Raw genomic sequence first — 18,822 nt, 5'->3', positions numbered from 1 at the left:
AGGACGCCCTCGCCGGCCGTTCGGGACAGGTCAAGGTCGCTGCCGGGGACGGCGGGGAATTGCTGGCCACCTACGCCCCCATCGCCTTCGCCGAGGTCCGCTGGGCCCTGGTTCTGCAGGCCGAGATGCGGGAAATCCTCGCCCCGGTGGCCACCAGCCGCAACTTCATGGCCGCCATGGGCTGCATCATCCTGGTGATCGCCGGCACGGTCGGCCTGATGGTCGCCTCGACCATCAGCCGTCCCATGGCCGAGATGGCGCAGGCCATGAACCGGCTGGCCGAGGGCGACCTGGCGGCCGAAGTCGGCTCGGCCGGGCGGCGCGACGAGATCGGCGACATCGCCAGGGCGTTCGGCATCTTCAAGGCCAACGCCGTGGAGATGAGCCGCCTGCGCGCCGAGCAGGAGGAGGCCGACCGCAAGCTCCAGGCGGAGCGGAGCGCCGCGCTCCGCCACATGGCCGAGCGGTTCAGCTCCTCGGTGGCCTCGGTGGTGGACGGGGTCGCCCATGCCGCCGACGAACTGAAGGCCACCGCCCGGGACATGACCGACCTGGCCGAGGACGTCAGCGCCAAGGCGGTGGCCGCCAACGACGCCGCCGACCACACCACGGTCAGCGTCGGAACGGTGGCGGCGGCGGCCGACGAGCTGACCGCCTCGGTGGGCGAGATCAGCCGGCTGGCCGGCCATGCCTCCGAGGTGGCCGGCTCGGCGGTGACCGAGGCCGGGCGGGCCAATTCCATGGTCCAGGGGCTGGCCGACGCCGCCAGCCGTATCGGCGAGGTGGTGGGGCTGATCAACTCCATCGCCGGCCAGACCAACCTGCTGGCCTTGAACGCCACCATCGAGGCGGCGCGGGCCGGCGAGGCGGGCAAGGGCTTCGCCGTGGTGGCCGGCGAGGTCAAGGTCCTGGCCAACCAGACCGCCCAGGCCACCGACGAGATCCGCCAGCACATCGCCTCGGTCCAGGATGCGACCAACGGCGCCGTCGACGCCATCCAGGGCATCTCCGGCATCATCGGGCGCATCAACGAAATCGCCGGGGTGATCGCCGAGGCGGTGGAGGGGCAGGGGGCCGCTACCCTGGAAATCGCCCGCAACATCCAAGATGCCGCCGCCAGCACCCGCGACGTCTCCGACAACGTCGCCGGCGTCAGCCGCTCGGCCGTCCATGCGCGGGGCTCGGCGGGAACGGTGCAGGGGGCGGTGGATTCCCTGTCCTCCCAGGGGCGGCAGTTGCGGACCTGCGTCTCCGAGTTTTTATCCATGGTGCAGGCATAGTATGCTTGCCGCCTTTGGCGGGCTTCGCGCCCGGAGTGGAGAGACACCATGAAACTCAGCCAGTTCCGCTGCTTCATGGCCGTGGCTGAGGCCGGGTCGGTGCGCCAGGCGGCGCGCAACCTGAACCTGTCGCAATCCTCGGTCACCAAGAGCATCCAGCAGTTGGAGGAATCGCTCAAGGCGGAGCTGTTCCTGCGCGGCTCCCACGGCCTGTCCCCCACCGCCGTGGGCAAGATGCTGGTCAACCGCGTCAAGATGATCGAAGGTGAATTGCGCCAGATCCGCAACGACGTCGAGACCATTCACGGCGGCTCGTCCGGCGAGATCCGGGTCAGCGCCTCGCCCACCGTCTCCATGGGCATCCTGCCCCGGGCGGTGGCCAGCTTCCGCAAGACCAGGCCCAATGTCGGCTTCCATATCGAGGAGGGCGTCTATCCCGATTTCCTGCCCTCGGTCCGGATGGGCGAACTGGATTTCGCCATCGCCCTGGTGCCCGAGACGCCGACCGACGAGGAACTGCAATGCGAGCTGCTGCTGCAGGATTACCTCACCCCGGCGGTCCGGGTGGACCATCCCATGACGGCCAAGGGCAAGCTGGTCCTGTCCGACCTGCTGGAGCTCACCTGGGTCAACTATCGCCGCAGCCGCACCGGACGGGACATCTTCGAGCGCAGCTTCCTGGCCAACGGCCTCACGCCGCCCAACACCATCGAATGCACGTCGTTCGCCGCCACCCTCGCCCTGGTGGAGAACAGCGACTACGTTACCCTGGTGCCGACTCAGATCTTCGCCAACCGGCCCCGGCGGATGCAGATCACCCCGCTGTTCATGGGAACCCCCATGCCGCCGTGGGACGTCACGGTGATCTCGCGCCGCCCCCATGAGCTGTCGCCGCTTTGCCTGGCGTTCCTCGAGGAATTGCGCCGGACCGCCGACAAGGCCCGCATCAGCGCCAGCTAACCCCCCTTACCCCTTGGAATCCCGCCGCTCCGCATGGGGCGGCGGGGTGATTCCGCATGGCGAAACGGCACCCCCATGGGTGTTCGCCATATCAGATCAATTAGTCATCAATCTGCATCAGATGGAGAACGCAGCCTCGATATCATCAAGCCATCCAATGTGAGTGACCCCGGCCGGCAGCCCTTTGAGCCGGCAGCCAGGGGAGCGATGGACGGAGAGGCGCGATGAGCTTGGGTGGCATGAAATTCTCGATTCTGTTGTTCGGTCTGGCGCAGGCATTGCGCTTCCAGGCCGCCCGTTATCCTGAATTCGCCAAGCGGCTGAGGGAGAAGAATTTCACGGCCCAGATGAAGGTGGCCGACAACAGCGCCGGCCGCTGGTTCACCTTCAGGGACGGCAAGGTGCTGTCGGGCAAGGGCGTCCACGCCCGGCCCGAAGTGGTCCTTTCCTTCTCCACCGCCGAACTGGGCGCTTCGCTGCTGTCGCCGCCCATCGACCAGCTGGCTCAGATCGAAGCCATCAAGAACTTCCAGATGATGCTGGAAGGCCCCGACGAACTGACCCTGTGGTTCACCCAGACGCTGATGATCATGCAGCATCAGGGCCTGGAGTTCGGGACCAAGATGCCGGACGGTACCACCCGCTTCGTCTCGCACACCAACGGCGGGCCGATGTTCGTCTACGTCAAGGGCGGCAAGGTCATCCGCCTGACCCCCATCGAGTTCACCGACGAGGACGCGCCCTCCTGGACCATCAAGGCCAAGGGCAAGACCTTCACCCCGCCGCGCAAGACCACCCTGGCGCCGCACTCCACCTGCCACAAGTCGACCCTCTACTCCCCCGACCGCCTGCTCTATCCCATGAAGCGCGTCGATTTCGACCCCAACGGCGAGCGCAATTGCGAGAACCGCGGCATCTCGGGCTACGAGCGCATCAGCTGGGACGAGGCGCTGGACATCGTCGCCGGCGAGATCAAGCGGGTGAAGCGCGAGCACGGTCAGGGCGCCATCATGGGTACCCACGGCTCGCACCACACCTGGGGCAACCTGGGCTACTACATCAGCTCGGCCTTCAAGTTCTTCAACACCATCGGCTACACCAAGGTCGCCCACAATCCCGACAGCTGGGAGGGATGGTACTGGGGCGCCATGCACCATTTCGGCTACAGCATGCGGCTCGGCCAGACCGAGACCTACAACTGCGTCGAGGATTTGATGCAGGAAGCCGAGATGGTGGTCTTCTGGTCCGCCGACCCCGAGACCACCAGCGGCTCCTACGCCGCCTTCGAGGGTACCTCGCGGCGCCAGTGGCTGAAGGACCTGGACATCGAGGTGGTCCATATCGACCCCTACTACAACAACACCGCCACTCTGATCGGCGGCAAGTGGCTGGCGCCCAAGCCGGGCACCGATCCGGCCATGGCCTTCGCCATCGCCCATGTCTGGCTGACCGAGGGCCTCTACGACAAGAAGTTCGTCGCCGAGCGCACGGTGGGCTTCGACAAGTGGGCCGACTACATCCTGGGCAAGGAAGACGGTACGCCCAAAAGCCCGGAATGGCAGGAGGCCGAGACCGGCATCTCGGCCCGCGAAGTCCGCGCCCTGGCCCGCCAGTGGGGCAAGAAGAAGACCTATCTCGGCGCCGGCGGCTGGGGCAACGGCCATGGCGGCGCCTGCCGCTCGGCCACCGGCATCCAGTGGGCCCGCACCCTGGCCTGCCTGATGGGCATGCAGGGCATGGGCCGCCCCGGCGTCAATTACGGCCACATGCAGTGGGGCACCCCCATCGACATCCGCTTCTTCTTCCCCGGCTACGCCGATGGTGGCCTGTCGGGCGACCTGGAAGGTACCGGCCTGGCCATCAGCCTCTATCAGCGCATGCCGCAGCTGCCCACCTACAACACCGCCACCCAGAAGGTGCCGCGGCTGCAGATCCCCGAGGCCATCCTGGAAGGCAAGGCCGAGGGCTATCCCTGGGACGGCAAGACCCTGGAAGGCCAGTTCCGCAAGTTCTCCTATCCGGCGGCCGGCCATTCCCCGGTCAAGATGATGTACAAGATCGGCGGCGCCTCGCTCGGCACCATGAACGACAGCAACCGCTACGTTAAGGCGTACCGTACCGACAAGCTGGAATTCGTGGTCAACCAGTCCATCTGGTTCGAGGGCGAGGCCAAGTTCGCCGATATCATCCTACCCGCCTGCACCCAGTTCGAACGCTGGGACATCTCCGAGTTCGGCGGCACCGGCGGCTACGCCCTGCACGGCCAGACCCAGATGAACCACCGGGTCATCCTGCTGCAGCACAAGTGCATCGAGCCGCTGGGCGAGTCCAAGTCCGACTTCCAGATCTTCCTGGACCTTTCGTGCCGCCTGGGCCTGTCGGCCTACTTCTCCGAGGGCCAGACCGAGCTGGATTGGGTCAAGCGCATGTTCGACTCCTCGGACCTGCCCAAGCACATCTCGTGGAAGCAGTTCCTCAAGCGCGGCTACTTCGTGGTGCCGGCGCTGGACGAGAAGCACCGCGACCCGGTGGCGCTGCGCTGGTTCTACGAGGGCCGCAAGAAGGACGTGCCCGAGCCGCACCCGCTGCCCGCCGATTACAGCCAGGAATTCCTCAACGGGTTGCAGACCCAGACCGGCAAGTTCGAGTTCGAGTGCAACAGCCTGAAGCGCTTCGACGCCAACGACCCCGAGCGCCCGCCGGTGGTCAAGTATCTGCGCTCTTGGGAAGGCCCCGGCACCGAGAACTACGATCGCTTCCCGCTGCAGCTGATCTCGCCCCATTCGCGCTTCAGCTACCACACCATGAGCGACGGCAAGCAGAGCGCGGTCAACGACATCAAGGAACACCGCGTCCTGATCGACGGCTACTACTACTGGGTGCTGCGCATCAACGAGGAAGACGCCAAGGCGCGCGGCATCAAGCACCATGACCTGATCAAGGTGTTCAACGACCGCGGCGGTGTGCTGTGCGCCGCCCACGTCACCAACCGCCTGCCCCAGGGCGCCGTGCACGCCTACGAATCCTCGGCGGTCTACGACCCCATCGGCGAGCCCGGCTATTCCGTCGATCGCGGCGGCTGCATCAACCAGCTGACCCCCAAGCGCTCCATCGCCAAGAAGGTGACCGGCACCGCCGCCAATTCCTGCCTGGTGCAGGTGGAGCTGTGGGACGGCAAGGCCGAACTGATCCAGGCGGCCGCCCCGGCCGAGCCCGTGTCCAAGTCCGCTCCCGTCCTGGTCCCGGCGCAGTAGGAGGCATCGCCATGAAGAAGTGGAACCTGATTATCGACGTCGCCAAGTGCTTCAACTGCAACAACTGCGCCTTGGCGGTGCATGACGAGTATTACGACAACGAGTTCCCCGGAATCGCCGCCTCCATGCCGCGCCTGGGCCATCGCTGGATCGACCTGATCCAGCGTGAACGTGGCGTCTATCCCCTGATCGACGTGGTCACCCTGCCGGTGACCTGCAATCACTGCGACGACGCCCCCTGCCTCAAGGCGGCGCGCAACGGCGCCGTCGAGAAGCGGGCCGACGGCATCGTGGTCATCGTGCCGGAAAAGGCCAAGGGCCAGCGCCAGATCGTCGAGTCCTGTCCCTACGGCGCCGTGTGGTGGAACGAGGAAAAGAAGCTGCCCCAGGCCTGGCCGTTCGACGCCCATCTGCTCGATGCGGGCTGGACCAAGGTCCGTGCCTCGCAATCGTGTCCCACCGACGCCATCCGCACCCTCAAGGTCGACGATGCCGAGATGCGCCGTCTCGTCGCCGAGGAAGGCCTGCAGGTGCTGCAGCCCGAGGCCGGGACCAAGCCCCGCGTCTATTACAAGAACCTCGACCGCTTCACCAAGGCCCTGGTCGGCGGCTCGGTGGCCGGTCCGGTTTCCGGGACCGAGGAATGCCTGGCCGGCGCCAGCGTCGCCCTGGTCCAGGGCGGTCGCAAGGTGGCCGAGACGGTCACCGACACCTTCGGCGATTTCCGCTTCGACGGGCTGGACGAGGGCAGCGGCGGCTATCGCCTGGAAATCCGCAAGCCGGGCTTCGCCCCCGGCGCCCTGGACTTCACCCTGGGGCAGTCGGCCTATCTCGGCGTCATCACCCTTACCGCGTCGGCGGCGTGACGCGCCATGAAGCCTGAGCTTTCCATCGGGTGGATCGGCGCCGGCCGCATGGGCTCGGCCATGGCCGCAAGGCTGCTGGCCGCCGGCCTGGACGTCGCCGTCTACAACCGGACCCGCGCCAAGGCCGAGCCCCTGGCCGCCCTGGGCGCCCGTCTGGCCGACGCGCCGTCGGATCTGGCCGACCGGGATGTCGTCTTCACCAATCTGTCCAGTTCCGACGTGTTCGTCGACATGGTGTGCGGCCCCAACGGCCTGCTGTCGCGCAAGGGCAAGGCGCCCCGCCTGCTGGTGGATTTCTCCACCGTGTCCGCCGAGTCCTCGGCCGCGGTGCGCCAGGCCCTGTCCCAGCGCGGCGCCGCCATGCTGGACGCGCCGGTCAGCGGCAACGCCAAGGTGGTGGAGGCCGGCAAGCTTTCCATCGTGGCGTCGGGGCCGGCCGAGGCCTTCGAGACGGCGTTGCCCTATCTCCGCCTGATGGCCAAGGCGGCCACCTATGTGGGCGAGGGCGAGGCGGCCCGCATCGTCAAGATCTGCCACAACGTCTTTCTCGGCGTGGTGGCCCAGTCCCTGGCCGAGGTGACCATCCTGGCGGAAAAGGGCGGCGTGCCCCGCCACGCCTTCCTCGACTTCATCAACAACAGCGTGATGGGGTCGATGTTCACCCGCTACAAGGCGCCGGCCTACGTCAATCTCGACTTCAAGCCGACCTTCACCCCGGTGCTGCTGCGCAAGGACCTCGATCTCGGTCTCGCCGCCGGCCGCGCCATGGAGGTTCCGCTGCCGCTGGCCGCCCAGGTCCGCGAAATCCTGCAATCCATGATCGGCCAGGGCTATCGCGACTGCGACTTCGCCGCCCTGCTGGAGGTGGAGGCCAAGGCCGCCGGCCTGAGCCTCGTCTCCGAGAACGTCGACGTCGATCCCGGCATCTGATCAAGACGCCAACCGAATATCCAGTGGAGGGATGAATGGCATATATTTTCCAAGAAGATGAACTTCCGAAGCTTGTTTCGGTGGTTCCCGGGCGCGAGCGCGTGTTCTTCGTGAACAAGGAGCTGGCCAATGTCGACGATCTCCTGTGCGGGATCATGCGCTACAAGCATGGCGCCGCCTCGCCCTATCACTTCCATGAGAATTGCGAGCACTTCTACTTCATCATGACCGGTGAAGGCGAAGTGGAGACCCCCGAGGGCGTCACCCAGGTCGGGCCGGGCAGCATGGTCTTCATCCCCGCCGAGGAGAAGCACCGCCTCAGGGCCTCCAAGGACGCGCTGTTCTATTTCGAGTTCCAGGCCCCCAACCGCTTCAAGACCACCATCCTGGACGGGACCGAGGACGACCTGCGCTGGGAGCGCGTGGACGGACGGGTCTGGGTCCAGAGCTGAACCGAACGGGCAAGGGAGCACCAAGCAATGACCACCACCTTCATCGATACCAACAAGATCGCCCCCGTCGCCCTCGGCGGCAACCTGGGGCGCCATGCCGAGATCCTCAACGACGCCCTGTGCGGCGCCAAGAGCGTGGTCGGCAGCCTGCGCTGGCTGGATTCCGGCCAGAGCCTGGCCGCCGCCTCGGACGCCACCACCCATCAGGTGGTCTACCTGATGGAGGGCAAGGGCGTGATCCGGCTGGACGGCAAGGATTACGAGGTCGGCTCCGGCGCCGGCATCTATCTCGGCCCTTCCGAGGCCGCCAGCATCAGCCAGAAGGGAGACTCTCCCCTGAAGCTCTTCCATCTGGTGGTTCCGAACCTGGCGGGCTGACCGGGGACGCCCGGTGCCGGTCGGGAGTCCGGCACCGGGTGGAAATCAAGAAAACGGATGGGGGGAGACCATGACAGCGGTCGTCACGGTACTGTTCTTCGGGGTGGCCTACGGGATGATTCTGTATCTCATCTCGGTGGGCCTGTCGGTCACCATGGGATTGATGGGATTCGTCAATCTGGCGCACGGCGTCTTCGCCATGCTGGGCGGCTATGCCGCCGTGACCTTGATGAACCAGTTGGGCCTGTCGCTGTTCGCGGCGCTTCCCCTGGCCTGCGTCGCGGTCACCATCATCGGGTTCGTGCTGGAACGCACGCTGTACAGCCGCCTCTACGGACGGTCGGAACTGGACCAGGTGCTGTTCTCCATGGGGCTGATCCTGATCTCCATGGCGGTGGTCCGCCTGATCTGGGGGCCCATGGCCCAGCCGGTCCAGCTGCCCGACTACCTCAAGGGACAGTCGGTGGTCGGCGGCATCGAGCTTCCCACCTACCGCTTCGTACTGGTCGCCTTCGGGGCGGCGGTGATCGTCGCCCTGTGGGTGATCTTCGAGCGCACCCTGTTCGGGGCGCGGATCAGGGCGGCGGTGGACAACCGCGGCATGGCCCAGGCCATCGGCATCGACACCAGCCGCCTGTTCGCCGTCACCTTCGGCCTGGGCACCGGCCTGGCCGCCCTGGGCGGCGCGCTGGGGGCCGACGTGCTGGCCATCGCCCCCAACTATCCGCTCCACTACATCGTCTACTTCATGGTGGTGGTGGCGGTGGGCGGCCTGGGCAGCATCCGCGGCCCCTTCATCGCCGCCCTGTCCATCGGTCTGGCCGACACCGCCTGCAAATACCTGCTTCCCGAAATGGGCTCCGTATTCATCTTCGCCTTCGTCTTCGCCCTGTTGCTGTGGCGGCCGAACGGCATCACCGGCAAGCGCTGAGGAGGCCCCCATGACCGACCGATCGACCGCCGCCATCCTCCCCATGCCGCAAGCCGGAATCTCGGGGACCAGGAAGGCCCTGTCCATGTCGCTGTGGGTGGCCGCCCTGGCGATCCCCACCCTGGCGCCCGGCTATACGCCGCTGGCCAACCAGATCGTGGTGATGATCCTGTTCGCCCTGTCGCTCGACCTGCTGGTCGGCTTCACCGGGATCGTCACCCTGGGCCATGCCGCCCTGTTCGGCACCGGCGCCTATACCGCCGGCATCATGGCGCTCCGCTGGACCAACGACCCCCTGATCACCGCGCTGAGCGGCATGGCCGCCGCCGCCCTGGTGGGGCTGCTGACCGGCAGCTGCATGCTGCGCACCAAGGGGCTGGCCTTCCTGGTGCTGTCGCTGGCCGCCGCCTTCATGCTGCACGAGCTGGCCAACATGGCCACCTCGGTCACCGGCGGCGACGACGGGTTGCAGGGCGTCAGCTTCTCGCCCCTGCTCGGCGTGTTCGAGTTCGATTTCCGGGGGCACACGGCGTTCTACTACAGCCTCGCCTGCCTGTTCGCCGCCTTCCTGCTGGTCCGCCGGGTGGTCAACTCGCCGTTCGGCTGGTCGCTGCGCGGCATCCGCGAGAACGACGCCCGCATGCGGGCCATCGGCTGCCCCATCTATACCCGCCGCCTGGCCGCCTATGTGATGTCCTCGGCCCTGGCCGGGCTGGCCGGGGCGCTGCAGGCCCAGACCACCCAGTTCGTCGCGCTGAATTCCCTCAGCCTGGAACTGTCGGGCGACGTGCTGATCATGCTGATCCTCGGCGGGTCGGGGCGGCTTTACGGCGCCTTCGTCGGCGTGCCGCTGTTCATGTTCGCCCAGGACCTGCTGGCCAAGGAGGACCCGGCCAACTGGTATCTGGGCCAGGGCCTGATCCTGATGGTGATGACCCTTTTCGTGCCGGGCGGCGTTCTCGGCCTTGTCGAGCGCCTGCGGCGTTCTCTCGGACGGGGAGGCCGGTGATGGTCGGTTCTGCGCCAATTCTCGAAACCCGTAAGCTGACCCGCTTCTTCGGCCCGGTGCGGGTGACCGGCGACGTCGACTTCGCCCTTCACCCCGGCGAGCGCCGCGCCATCATCGGCCCCAACGGGGCGGGCAAGACCACCTTCGTCAACCTGCTGAGCGGGCGCCTGGCCCCCAGCTCGGGACAGGTCCTGCTGGCCGGCCAGAACGTCACCGCCATGAGCGAGGCCGGGCGGATCAAGCAGGGCATGGGGCGGACCTTCCAGATCACCTCGCTGTTCCCCAACCTGTCGGTCCGCAAGAACGTCTTCCTGGCGGTGGCCGAGCACGAGGGCGTGGCCTGGAGCATGTTCCGTTCGGCGGCCGCCCACCGCGACCAGTTCGAGCGGGTGGACGAATTGCTGGGCCGGGTCGGCCTGGCCGACGTGGCCGAGGTCAAGGCCCAGGACCTGCCCTATGGCCGCCAGCGCCTGCTGGAGATCGCCGTGGCCCTGGCGCTCCGCCCCAAGGTGCTGCTGCTCGACGAGCCCGCCGCCGGCATTCCCACCTCGGAAAGCCACATCATCCTCAGCATTCTCGACACCCTGCCCAAGGACATCGCGGTGCTGCTGATCGACCACGACATGGATCTGGTCTTCCGCTTCGCCCAGCGCATCACCGTCCTGGTCCAGGGCTCGATCATGGTCGAGGGAACTCCGGCCGAGATCGCCGCCAACGAACGCGTCCGCAAGATCTATCTGGGAGAGAGCGACCATGCTGCGGCTTGAGGGAGTCACCGCCGGCTACGGCCACACGGTCATTCTGGAAGGCGTCGACCTCAGTCTGCCGCCCGGCGGCCTGCTGGCGGTGCTGGGGCGCAACGGGGTGGGCAAGTCCACCCTGATGAAGACCATCGTCGGCCAGACCCGGCTGCGCCAGGGGGAAATCCGCTTCGGCTCCGAAGCGGTGTCCGGCCTGCCCTCCTACCGGCGGTCGCGGATGGGCATCGGCTATGTCCCCCAGACCCGCGACGTCTTCCCGTCGCTGACCGTGGAAGAGAACCTGCGGATCGCCGCCCGCCCGGGCAAATGGACCATCGAGCGGGTGTTCGAGCTGTTCCCCAACCTGGCGGCGCGCCGGGGCAACAAGGGCACCGAGATATCGGGCGGCGAGCAGCAGATGCTGTCCATCGGCCGCGCCCTGATGGGCAATCCCTCGCTGCTGCTGCTGGACGAGCCCATGGAGGGCCTCGCCCCGGTGATCGTCGAGCAGTTGCTGGAGTCCTTCCGCATGCTGCGGCAGGACGGCGACCTGGCCATCATCCTGGTGGAGCAGTACGTCAACCTCGCCCTTGATTTCTCGCCCACCACCATCGTGCTGGACCGCGGCCGGGTGGTGTTCTCCGGCGAGTCCGAGCGGTTGCGCCGCGACCAGTCCCTGATGGCCGACCTGCTCGGCGCCGGCGGACAGTCCAAGGCCAAACACTAGCCGGGGAAATGAGCATGCAGGACATCATCGTTCACCTGGACGAGCCGGCCTCGAGCGAGGCGAGGCTCGCCGTCGCCAAGGCCGTCGCCGGCAAGTTCGGCGCCCGGCTGTCGGCGCTGTTCGCCCGCAGCAGCAGCAATTACTTCGACGTCACCGCCGGCTTTCCCGGCGATCACGTCCTGGCGGCCTCGCGCCAGGCGCGCGCCCTGTTCGAGCGGGAATGCGGCCCCGGCGGGCGCTGGATGGAGCTTCTGCACGGCGAGCCGGATTTCCTGATGCAGGAGACCGCCTTCTGCGCCCGCTATTCCAACCTGACCGTCCTCGGCCAGCCGGACGAGGGCCGGCACATGCCCGAGAATCTGGTGGAGCGGGTGATCCTGCATTCGGGGGCGCCGGTGCTGGTGGTGCCCCATCACGGCCGCTTCGAGACGGTGGGCGCGCACATCATGGTCGGCTGGAACGCCTCGCGCGAATGCGCCCGCGCCGTCCATGACGCGCTTCCCCTGTTGCGCAAGGCGGCCTCCGTCACCCTGGCGGTGATGAACGCCGCCATCCGTCCCGACGGCGGCCGGAGCGAAGGCCTGCCGCCCGTCGCCGTCCTCGACCATCTGGCCGCCAACGGCGTCGCCGCCGGCATCGAGAATCTGGTGGGCGAGGGGGTGGGGGCGATGGACCTGCTGCTGTCGCGGGCCGCCGATGTCGGCGCCGATCTTCTGGTCATGGGGGCGAGCACCCATGGCCCCTTCTCGTCCTTCGGCCCGGGGTTCCGCCATGTGCTCGGGCACATGACGCTGCCCGTGCTGTTCTCCCACTAACCGGCCCTGGAGGCTTCCTCATGAAATACAATCGTCCGCATGCGACCGCGTCCTGGGGCACCATGGCCAAGGATTGGGAAAAGGGCGTCGATTACCAGCGGCTGATCTCCGACCGCTTCGACCGCGCCCAGGCGGCGGTCAAGGCCGCCGGCCTCGGCGCCGTGCTGTGCTTCAACGTCGACAACGTCCGCTACATCACCGGCACCCATATCGGCGAGTGGGTCAGGGACAAGTTCGACCGCTATGCGCTGTGCCCGGCCGACGGCCCGGCCTATCTGTGGGACCCGGCGCCGCCGGCCAAGCGCATCAGCTCGCCGTGGATCGCCGACCGGGTGGGGGCTCCCATCAGCAACATGCAGGGCGCGTTGCCGCCCAAGGTTGGCGCGCAGGGCGATTTCGCCAAGCAGATCAAGGCGATGATGGCCCATTACGGCATCGCGGGCAAACCGCTGGGCATCGACCTGCTGGAACTGCCCATGCTGCGCGCCCTGGAGGCCGAGGGCATCGAGGTGGTGGACGGCCAGCAGGCCATGCTCGACGCCCGCGAGATCAAGACCCCCGACGAGATCGAGCTGCTCAAGGTCGCCGCCGGCATGGTGGACGCCACCTATTACGACATCTGCAAGGCCATCCGCCCCGGCGTGCGCGAGAACGAGCTGGTGGCCATCGCCAACGACCGGCTCTACCGCCTGGGCTCCGAGCGGGTGGAGTGCATCAACTCGGTGGCCGGGCCGCGCGGCACGCCCCATTCCCACACCTTCTCGGACCGCATCATCCAGCCGGGCGACATGGTCTATCTCGACATCATGCATTCGTTCAACGGCTACCGGACCTGCTACTACCGCACCTTCGTCTGCGGCGAGCCCAACAAGCATCAGGTCGAGGCCTACGAGACCGCCTCCAAGTGGATCAGCGCCTCCATCGACGCCATCCGCCCCGGCGCCACGGTGGAGGAGGTGGCCTCGGTATGGCCGGCCGCCGAGGAATTCGGCTACCGCAACGAGGAAGAGGCCTTCCTGCTGCAATACGGCCACGGCATCGGCCTGTCCCTGTGGGAACGCCCGATCATCAGCCGCCGTTTCAAGGGGCAGAACACCGTGCTGAAGGAAGGCATGGTCTTCGCCGTGGAGACCTGGAAGGGCGCCGCCGACGGCTCGGGCGCGGCGCGCATCGAGGAGGAGGTGGTGGTCACCAAGACCGGCTGCGAGGTCATCACCAATTTCCCGTCGCACCGCCTGATCTCCTGCGGCCTGCCCGGCTGCGACGTGTTCTGAGGGGATGTGACATGAAGCTCAGGGATTCCAGCCTGTTCCGGCAGCAATGCCATGTGGGCGGCCATTGGTGCGACGCCGACAGCGGCGAGGTCATCGAGGTCCGTAACCCGTCCACCGGCGAGCGGCTCGGCTCGGTCCCCAGGATGGGGGCCGGCGAGACCCACCGGGCCATTCAGGCGGCCAACGCCGCCTGGCCGGCGTGGCGGGCGGCTACCGCCAAGGAGCGGGCCCGCATCCTCCGGCGCTGGTACGAGCTGATGGTGGAGAACCAGGAGGATCTGGCCGCCATCCTGACCTCGGAGCAGGGCAAGCCCCTGGCCGAGGCCAAGGGGGAGATCCTCTACGGCGCCTCCTTCGTGGAGTGGTTCGCCGAGGAGGCAAAAAGGGTCTATGGCGAGACCATTCCCGCCCACGCCCCCGACAAGCGCATCGTGGTGGTCAAGGAGCCCATCGGCGTGGTGGCGGCCATCACGCCGTGGAACTTCCCCAACGCCATGATCACCCGCAAGGCCGGGGCCGCCCTGGCCGCCGGCTGCCCGGTGGTGCTCAAACCCGCCAGCCAGACCCCGTATTCCGCCCTGGCGCTGGCCGTGCTGGCCGAGCGGGCGGGGCTTCCCGCCGGCCTGTTCAGCGTGGTGACCGGCTCGGCCACCGCCATCGGCGGCGAGATGACCGCCAACCCGGTGGTGAGGAAGCTGACCTTCACCGGCTCCACCGAGATCGGCAAGCTGCTGATGGCCCAGTGCGCCGGCACCGTCAAGAAGACCTCCATGGAACTGGGCGGCAACGCGCCGTTCATCGTCTTCGACGACGCCGACCTGGACGCGGCGGTGAAGGGGGTGATGGCGTCCAAGTATCGCAACACCGGCCAGACCTGCGTCTGCGTCAACCGCATCCTGGTGCAGGACCGCGTCTACGACGACTTCGCCTTCCGCCTGAAGAACGCGGTGAGCGCGCTCAAGGTGGCGGACGGTTTCGCCCCCGGGGCTGAGCAGGGGCCGCTGATCGACGAGGCGGCGGTGGCCAAGGTCGAGGCCCATATCGAGGACGCCCTGTCCAAGGGCGCCCGTCTGGTGGTGGGCGGCAAGCGGCATGTGCGCGGCGGCACCTTCTTCGAGCCGACCGTCCTGGCCGACGTCACCCCCGCCATGGCGGTGGCGCGCGAGGAGACCTTCGGTCCCGTGGCGCCGCTGTTCCGCTTCAAGACGGAGGAGGACGCCGTCCGCATGGCCAACGATACCGAATTCGGGCTGGCCTCCTATTTCTACACCCGCGACATCGGCCGGGTGTGGCGGGTGGCCGAGGCGCTGGAATACGGCATGGTCGGCATCAACGAGGGCCTGATCTCCACCGAGGTGGCGCCGTTCGGCGGCGTCAAGGAATCCGGCCTGGGCCGCGAGGGCTCCAGGCACGGCATCGAGGATTACCTGGAGATCAAGTATCTCTGCATGGGCGGAATCGGAGGCTGACCATGGACCGGCGCATCCCCGTCACCGTGCTGACCGGCTATCTCGGCAGCGGCAAGACCACCCTGCTCAACCGGCTGCTCAAGGGGCCGATGGGGACGGGCACGGCGGTGATCGTCAACGAGTTCGGCGATATCGGCCTGGACCACGACTTGATCGTCCACTCGGACGACGCGGTGGTGCTGCTGGCCAACGGCTGCCTGTGCTGCGCCGTCAAGGGCGATCTGGTCAAGACCCTGCGGGAACTGTGCTTCCGCCCCGGGGCGGGGATCGCCCGCGTCGCCATCGAATGCAGCGGGCTGGCCGATCCCAGTTCGGTGATCCAGGTGATCCTCACCGACCCGGTGGTGTCCAGCCGCTATGCGCTGGGCTCGGTGGTCTGCACCCTCGACGCGGTCAACGGCCCGGCCACCCTGGCGATCCACGCCGAAAGCACCCGGCAGGTCACCATGGCCGACCGCATCGTGCTGACCAAGCTGGACCTCCGCCCCGAGGCGGAGGAGGAACTGCGCCGCCGGATGGCCGCCGTCAATCCGTCGGCCGCGGTGGTCCTGCCCGGCCAGTGCGACCTCTCCGAGCTGGCCGTCGAGTTGCCGGGCCGGGTGTTCGAGACGGTGGAGGGGGCGCACGGCCACGGCATCCGCTCGTTCTCCATCGTGCGGGACGAGCCCATGGCGGCGGAGACCCTGGACCTGCTGCTGCGCGCCATCCGGGACAACCTCGGCCCCGGCCTGCTGCGGGTCAAGGGGCTGCTCAACATCGAGGGCGAGCCCGAACGGCCCATGGTGCTGCAGGGTGCCCAGGCGGTCCTGCACGACCTCGTCCGGCTGGAGGGCTGGCCCGGCGCCGACCGCCGCAGCCGCATCGTCTTCATCACCCAGGGAATCGGCCGCCAGGTGGTCGACGAGATCGTCGCGCTGGTCGAGGGCATGGCCGCCCGCGACCGCATCCGCAAGACGGCCCAGGGTCTTTGCTAGGGAACCAATGCGATGGCACAGATGATTGATCTTACCCAGAGCGCTCCGTGGCGCGAGTTGCGGGCCGCGCCCGAGGATTGGGCGGCGCTGGGCCGCGATGAACTGCTCGGCATGCTGGGCCACCTGCATGTGATCCGCGCCTTCGAGGAGAGCGTGCTGCAGCTGGAGGGCGAGGGGCTGGTCCACGGCCCGGCCCATTCCAGCATCGGCCAGGAAGGCGGCGCGGTGGGCGTCTGCTCGCTGCTGACCAGCGCCGACCTCATCACCGGTTCCCACCGGGGGCATCATCAGTTCCTGGCCAAGGGCCTGCGGCATCTGGAGCGGCCGGGGACCGATCCGTCCCGCGATCCACTGTCGGGCGAGGTGATGAATTTCCTCCACCGTTCGCTGGCCGAGATCATGGGATTGTCCATCGGCTTCTGCAAAGGCCGCGGCGGTTCCATGCACCTGCGCTGGGCCGAGGCCGGGGCGCAGGGCACCAACGCCATCGTCGGCGGCGGCGTGCCGCTGGCCGCCGGTCTGGCCTGGGCCAGGCAGCGCCAGGGCAAAGGCGACGTGGTGTTCAGCTTCTTCGGCGACGGCGCCGCCAATATCGGCGCGGTGCCCGAAGCCATGAACCTGGCCGCCCTGTGGCGGCTGCCCATCTGCTTCTTCATCGAGAACAATTCCTACGCCGTTTCCACCACCCTGGCCGAGGCGACGCGCGAGCCCCGGCTGTCGTCGCGCGGCCCGGCCTTCGGCATCCCGTCGTTCCGGGTGGACGGCATGGACCCGGTGGCGGTGCGCCTCGCCACCGAGGAGGCCCTGAAGATCATGCGGGCGGGCGAGGGGCCGACGGTGATCGAGGCCGACGTCTACCGCTACTTCCATCACAGTGGCGGCCTGCCGGGCAGCGCCTTCGGCTATCGCCCCAAGGACGAGGAGGCGGCGTGGCGCCAGCGCGATCCCCTGGCCCGCCTGGCCGCCGGGATGATCGAGCGGAAATGGCTGTCCGAGGACGAGGACCAGGCCATCCGCGCCAACGCCCAGACGGCCATGAGCCATGCGGCGTCGCGCCTGACCGAGCCGGACGGCAACAAGCGCCGCATCGTGCCGTCCCTGTGGCCCAAGCCGGAATTCCGCGACCACGGCCTGCGCGGCGACCTCGCCGAGTTCGCCGGCGTGCGCTGCGAGGAGCTGGAGACCGCCTCCGGGCCGGTGGGCGAGGTGAAGTTCATCGATTCGGTCGCCGCTGTGATGACCCGGCGCATGGAGACCGACGAGCGCATCGTCATCCTGGGCGAGGACATCCACCGCCTGAAGGGCGGCACCAACGGCGCCACCAAGGGCATGTTCGACCGTTTCCCCGGCCGCATCGTTCCCACCCCCATCTCCGAGCAGGGCTTTGTCGGCGTGGGCGGCGGCATTGCCATGGACGGGACCTATCGGCCGGTGATCGAGCTGATGTACGCCGATTTCGCCCTGGTGGCCGCCGACCAGCTGTTCAACCAGATCGCCAAGGCGCGGCACATGTTCGGCGGCGACGCTCCCATGCCGGTGGTGCTGCGCAGCAAGTGCGCCATCGGCACCGGCTACGGCTCGCAGCATTCCATGGACCCCGCCGGGCTTTACGCCGCCTGGCCGGGCTGGCGCATCGTGGCGCCGTCGACGCCCTTCGACTATGTGGGGCTGATGAACAGCGCTCTGCGCTGCGAGGACCCGGTGCTGGTGATCGAGCATGTGGGCCTCTACAACTCCACCGGCCCGGGGCCGTCCGAGGATTTCGACTACTTTATTCCGCTGGGCAAGGCCAAGGTGGTGCGCCCCGGCTCGCGCCTCACCGTGCTGACCTATCTGGCCATGACGCCGCTGGCGGTGCAGGTGGCCGATGCGGCGGGGCTGGACGTCGAGGTGGTCGACCTGCGCTCGCTGGACCGCGCCGGCCTCGACTGGGAGACCATCGGCCAGAGCATCCGTAAGACCAACAACGTGGTGGTGCTGGAGCAGGGCGGGCTGACCGTCTCCTACGGCGCCATGCTGGTCGACGAGGTCCAGCGCCGCTTCTTCGACTGGCTGGACGCTCCGGTCGGCCGTATCCACGGCGGCGAATCGTCGCCTTCGGTGTCCAAGGTGCTGGAGCGGGCCGCCTATGTGGGCGAGGAGGAGGTCCGGGCGGGCTTCATCCGCGCCCTGGCCGAGACCGGCCTCAAGCTGGCGGCGGAGTAGATGGGGGCGCCCGGCCTGCCCGGCCTTCGGGGCACCGACCATATCGGCTTCACCGTGCCGGACCTGGACGCGGCGGTGGCGTTCTTCGTGGACGTCATCGGCTGCGAGCCGTTCTACGAGTTGGGCCCCTTCCAGTCCGACGACGGCTGGATGGAAACCCACCTCGACGTCCATCCCCGGACGGTGATGCGCCGTCTCAAGTTCCTGCGTTGCCGCCATGGGTCCAATTTCGAGCTGTTCGAGTACGAGGCCCCCGGCCAGAACCGCGCCCAGCCCAGGAACAGCGACGTGGGCGGCCATCACCTGGCCTTCTATGTCGACGACATGGACGGCGCGGTGGCTTATCTGCGCGCCAAAGGGGTGCGTGTCCTGGGCGAGCCGACGGTCAGGACCGGCGGCCCCAACGGCGGCCAGACCTGGGTCTATTTCCTGTCCCCCTGGGGCATGCAGCTCGAACTGGTGAGCTTTCCCAACGGCAAGGGCTACGAGCGCGAAACATCGGCGCGCCTGTGGCATCCCGCCTTTCCCGCAGCCTGAGGAACGACCATGTCCGTCCCC

The 18,822-nt window shown here is 67.8% G+C and carries 17 protein-coding genes; all 17 read left to right on the top strand.

Features of this window, described 5'->3' with window-relative positions; translation table 11 throughout:
• The coding region (locus H261_RS19745) for a methyl-accepting chemotaxis protein (protein WP_008621098.1) at window positions 1–1,280 on the top strand (1,280 nt) is incomplete at its 5' end.
• Between the two features lie 48 nt (window positions 1,281–1,328).
• Window positions 1,329–2,240 (top strand): LysR family transcriptional regulator, encoded by a 912-nt coding sequence (locus tag H261_RS19740; protein ID WP_008621096.1) that lies wholly within the window; start codon window positions 1,329–1,331, stop codon window positions 2,238–2,240.
• A gap of 239 nt (window positions 2,241–2,479) precedes the next feature.
• Window positions 2,480–5,494 (top strand): molybdopterin-dependent oxidoreductase, encoded by a 3,015-nt coding sequence (locus H261_RS19735; RefSeq protein WP_008621094.1) that lies wholly within the window; start codon window positions 2,480–2,482, stop codon window positions 5,492–5,494.
• Window positions 5,495–5,505: 11 nt separating this feature from the next.
• Window positions 5,506–6,360, top strand: a complete 855-nt coding sequence (locus H261_RS19730; RefSeq protein WP_008621092.1) for a 4Fe-4S dicluster domain-containing protein — start codon at window positions 5,506–5,508, stop codon at window positions 6,358–6,360.
• A 6-nt stretch (window positions 6,361–6,366) separates the two neighbouring features.
• Window positions 6,367–7,290, top strand: a complete 924-nt coding sequence (locus H261_RS19725; protein WP_008621091.1) for an NAD(P)-dependent oxidoreductase — start codon at window positions 6,367–6,369, stop codon at window positions 7,288–7,290.
• A 35-nt stretch (window positions 7,291–7,325) separates the two neighbouring features.
• Window positions 7,326–7,742 carry a cupin domain-containing protein gene (locus H261_RS19720; protein ID WP_008621090.1) on the top strand — a complete coding sequence of 139 codons (417 nt, stop codon included), beginning with the start codon at window positions 7,326–7,328 and terminating at the stop codon, window positions 7,740–7,742.
• A 27-nt stretch (window positions 7,743–7,769) separates the two neighbouring features.
• Complete coding sequence (locus H261_RS19715) at window positions 7,770–8,120, top strand: cupin domain-containing protein (RefSeq protein ID WP_008621089.1); 351 nt, start codon at window positions 7,770–7,772, stop codon at window positions 8,118–8,120.
• Between the two features lie 70 nt (window positions 8,121–8,190).
• Window positions 8,191–9,051, top strand: a complete 861-nt coding sequence (locus H261_RS19710) for a branched-chain amino acid ABC transporter permease (RefSeq protein ID WP_008621088.1) — start codon at window positions 8,191–8,193, stop codon at window positions 9,049–9,051.
• A gap of 10 nt (window positions 9,052–9,061) precedes the next feature.
• Complete coding sequence (locus H261_RS19705) at window positions 9,062–10,060, top strand: branched-chain amino acid ABC transporter permease (protein WP_008621087.1); 999 nt, start codon at window positions 9,062–9,064, stop codon at window positions 10,058–10,060.
• On the top strand, window positions 10,060–10,827 hold the full coding sequence (locus H261_RS19700) for an ABC transporter ATP-binding protein (RefSeq protein WP_008621086.1): 768 nt from the start codon (window positions 10,060–10,062) through the stop codon (window positions 10,825–10,827). The genes H261_RS19705 and H261_RS19700 overlap by 1 nt, the downstream gene beginning before the upstream one ends.
• Complete coding sequence (locus H261_RS19695) at window positions 10,814–11,527, top strand: ABC transporter ATP-binding protein (protein WP_008621085.1); 714 nt, start codon at window positions 10,814–10,816, stop codon at window positions 11,525–11,527. The genes H261_RS19700 and H261_RS19695 overlap by 14 nt, the downstream gene beginning before the upstream one ends.
• 14 nt (window positions 11,528–11,541) lie before the next feature.
• Window positions 11,542–12,342, top strand: coding sequence for a universal stress protein (locus tag H261_RS19690; RefSeq protein WP_008621084.1), 801 nt, complete (start codon window positions 11,542–11,544; stop codon window positions 12,340–12,342).
• Between the two features lie 20 nt (window positions 12,343–12,362).
• Window positions 12,363–13,616: a M24 family metallopeptidase gene (locus tag H261_RS19685; protein ID WP_008621083.1), complete on the top strand. Its 1,254-nt coding sequence runs from the start codon at window positions 12,363–12,365 to the stop codon at window positions 13,614–13,616.
• An 11-nt stretch (window positions 13,617–13,627) separates the two neighbouring features.
• Window positions 13,628–15,085 carry an NADP-dependent succinate-semialdehyde dehydrogenase gene (gabD, locus tag H261_RS19680; protein ID WP_008621082.1) on the top strand — a complete coding sequence of 486 codons (1,458 nt, stop codon included), beginning with the start codon at window positions 13,628–13,630 and terminating at the stop codon, window positions 15,083–15,085.
• A 2-nt stretch (window positions 15,086–15,087) separates the two neighbouring features.
• Complete coding sequence (locus H261_RS19675) at window positions 15,088–16,059, top strand: CobW family GTP-binding protein (protein WP_008621080.1); 972 nt, start codon at window positions 15,088–15,090, stop codon at window positions 16,057–16,059.
• A 21-nt stretch (window positions 16,060–16,080) separates the two neighbouring features.
• Window positions 16,081–18,264, top strand: a complete 2,184-nt coding sequence (locus H261_RS19670; protein WP_008621078.1) for an alpha-ketoacid dehydrogenase subunit alpha/beta — start codon at window positions 16,081–16,083, stop codon at window positions 18,262–18,264.
• The gene (locus tag H261_RS19665) at window positions 18,265–18,801 is read left to right on the top strand and encodes a VOC family protein (protein ID WP_008621076.1); all 537 of its coding nucleotides are present in this window, start codon (window positions 18,265–18,267) and stop codon (window positions 18,799–18,801) included.
• The last annotated feature ends 21 nt before the right edge of the window (window positions 18,802–18,822 follow it).

Source organism: Paramagnetospirillum caucaseum (assembly GCF_000342045.1).
In the GTDB taxonomy this organism is placed as follows: Bacteria; Pseudomonadota; Alphaproteobacteria; order Rhodospirillales; family Magnetospirillaceae; genus Phaeospirillum; species Phaeospirillum caucaseum.
Note: the sequence above shows the minus strand (reverse complement) of the source record. Positions and strands in the feature narration are given on the sequence as shown.

Coding starts and splice junctions, on each gene's coding strand:
- H261_RS19740 (WP_008621096.1), top strand. CDS start 1,329: ATGAAACTCAGCCAGTTCCGCTGCTTCATGGCCGTGGCTGAGGCCGGG.
- H261_RS19735 (WP_008621094.1), top strand. CDS start 2,480: ATGAAATTCTCGATTCTGTTGTTCGGTCTGGCGCAGGCATTGCGCTTC.
- H261_RS19730 (WP_008621092.1), top strand. CDS start 5,506: ATGAAGAAGTGGAACCTGATTATCGACGTCGCCAAGTGCTTCAACTGC.
- H261_RS19725 (WP_008621091.1), top strand. CDS start 6,367: ATGAAGCCTGAGCTTTCCATCGGGTGGATCGGCGCCGGCCGCATGGGC.
- H261_RS19720 (WP_008621090.1), top strand. CDS start 7,326: ATGGCATATATTTTCCAAGAAGATGAACTTCCGAAGCTTGTTTCGGTG.
- H261_RS19715 (WP_008621089.1), top strand. CDS start 7,770: ATGACCACCACCTTCATCGATACCAACAAGATCGCCCCCGTCGCCCTC.
- H261_RS19710 (WP_008621088.1), top strand. CDS start 8,191: ATGACAGCGGTCGTCACGGTACTGTTCTTCGGGGTGGCCTACGGGATG.
- H261_RS19705 (WP_008621087.1), top strand. CDS start 9,062: ATGACCGACCGATCGACCGCCGCCATCCTCCCCATGCCGCAAGCCGGA.
- H261_RS19700 (WP_008621086.1), top strand. CDS start 10,060: ATGGTCGGTTCTGCGCCAATTCTCGAAACCCGTAAGCTGACCCGCTTC.
- H261_RS19695 (WP_008621085.1), top strand. CDS start 10,814: ATGCTGCGGCTTGAGGGAGTCACCGCCGGCTACGGCCACACGGTCATT.
- H261_RS19690 (WP_008621084.1), top strand. CDS start 11,542: ATGCAGGACATCATCGTTCACCTGGACGAGCCGGCCTCGAGCGAGGCG.
- H261_RS19685 (WP_008621083.1), top strand. CDS start 12,363: ATGAAATACAATCGTCCGCATGCGACCGCGTCCTGGGGCACCATGGCC.
- gabD (WP_008621082.1), top strand. CDS start 13,628: ATGAAGCTCAGGGATTCCAGCCTGTTCCGGCAGCAATGCCATGTGGGC.
- H261_RS19675 (WP_008621080.1), top strand. CDS start 15,088: ATGGACCGGCGCATCCCCGTCACCGTGCTGACCGGCTATCTCGGCAGC.
- H261_RS19670 (WP_008621078.1), top strand. CDS start 16,081: ATGATTGATCTTACCCAGAGCGCTCCGTGGCGCGAGTTGCGGGCCGCG.
- H261_RS19665 (WP_008621076.1), top strand. CDS start 18,265: ATGGGGGCGCCCGGCCTGCCCGGCCTTCGGGGCACCGACCATATCGGC.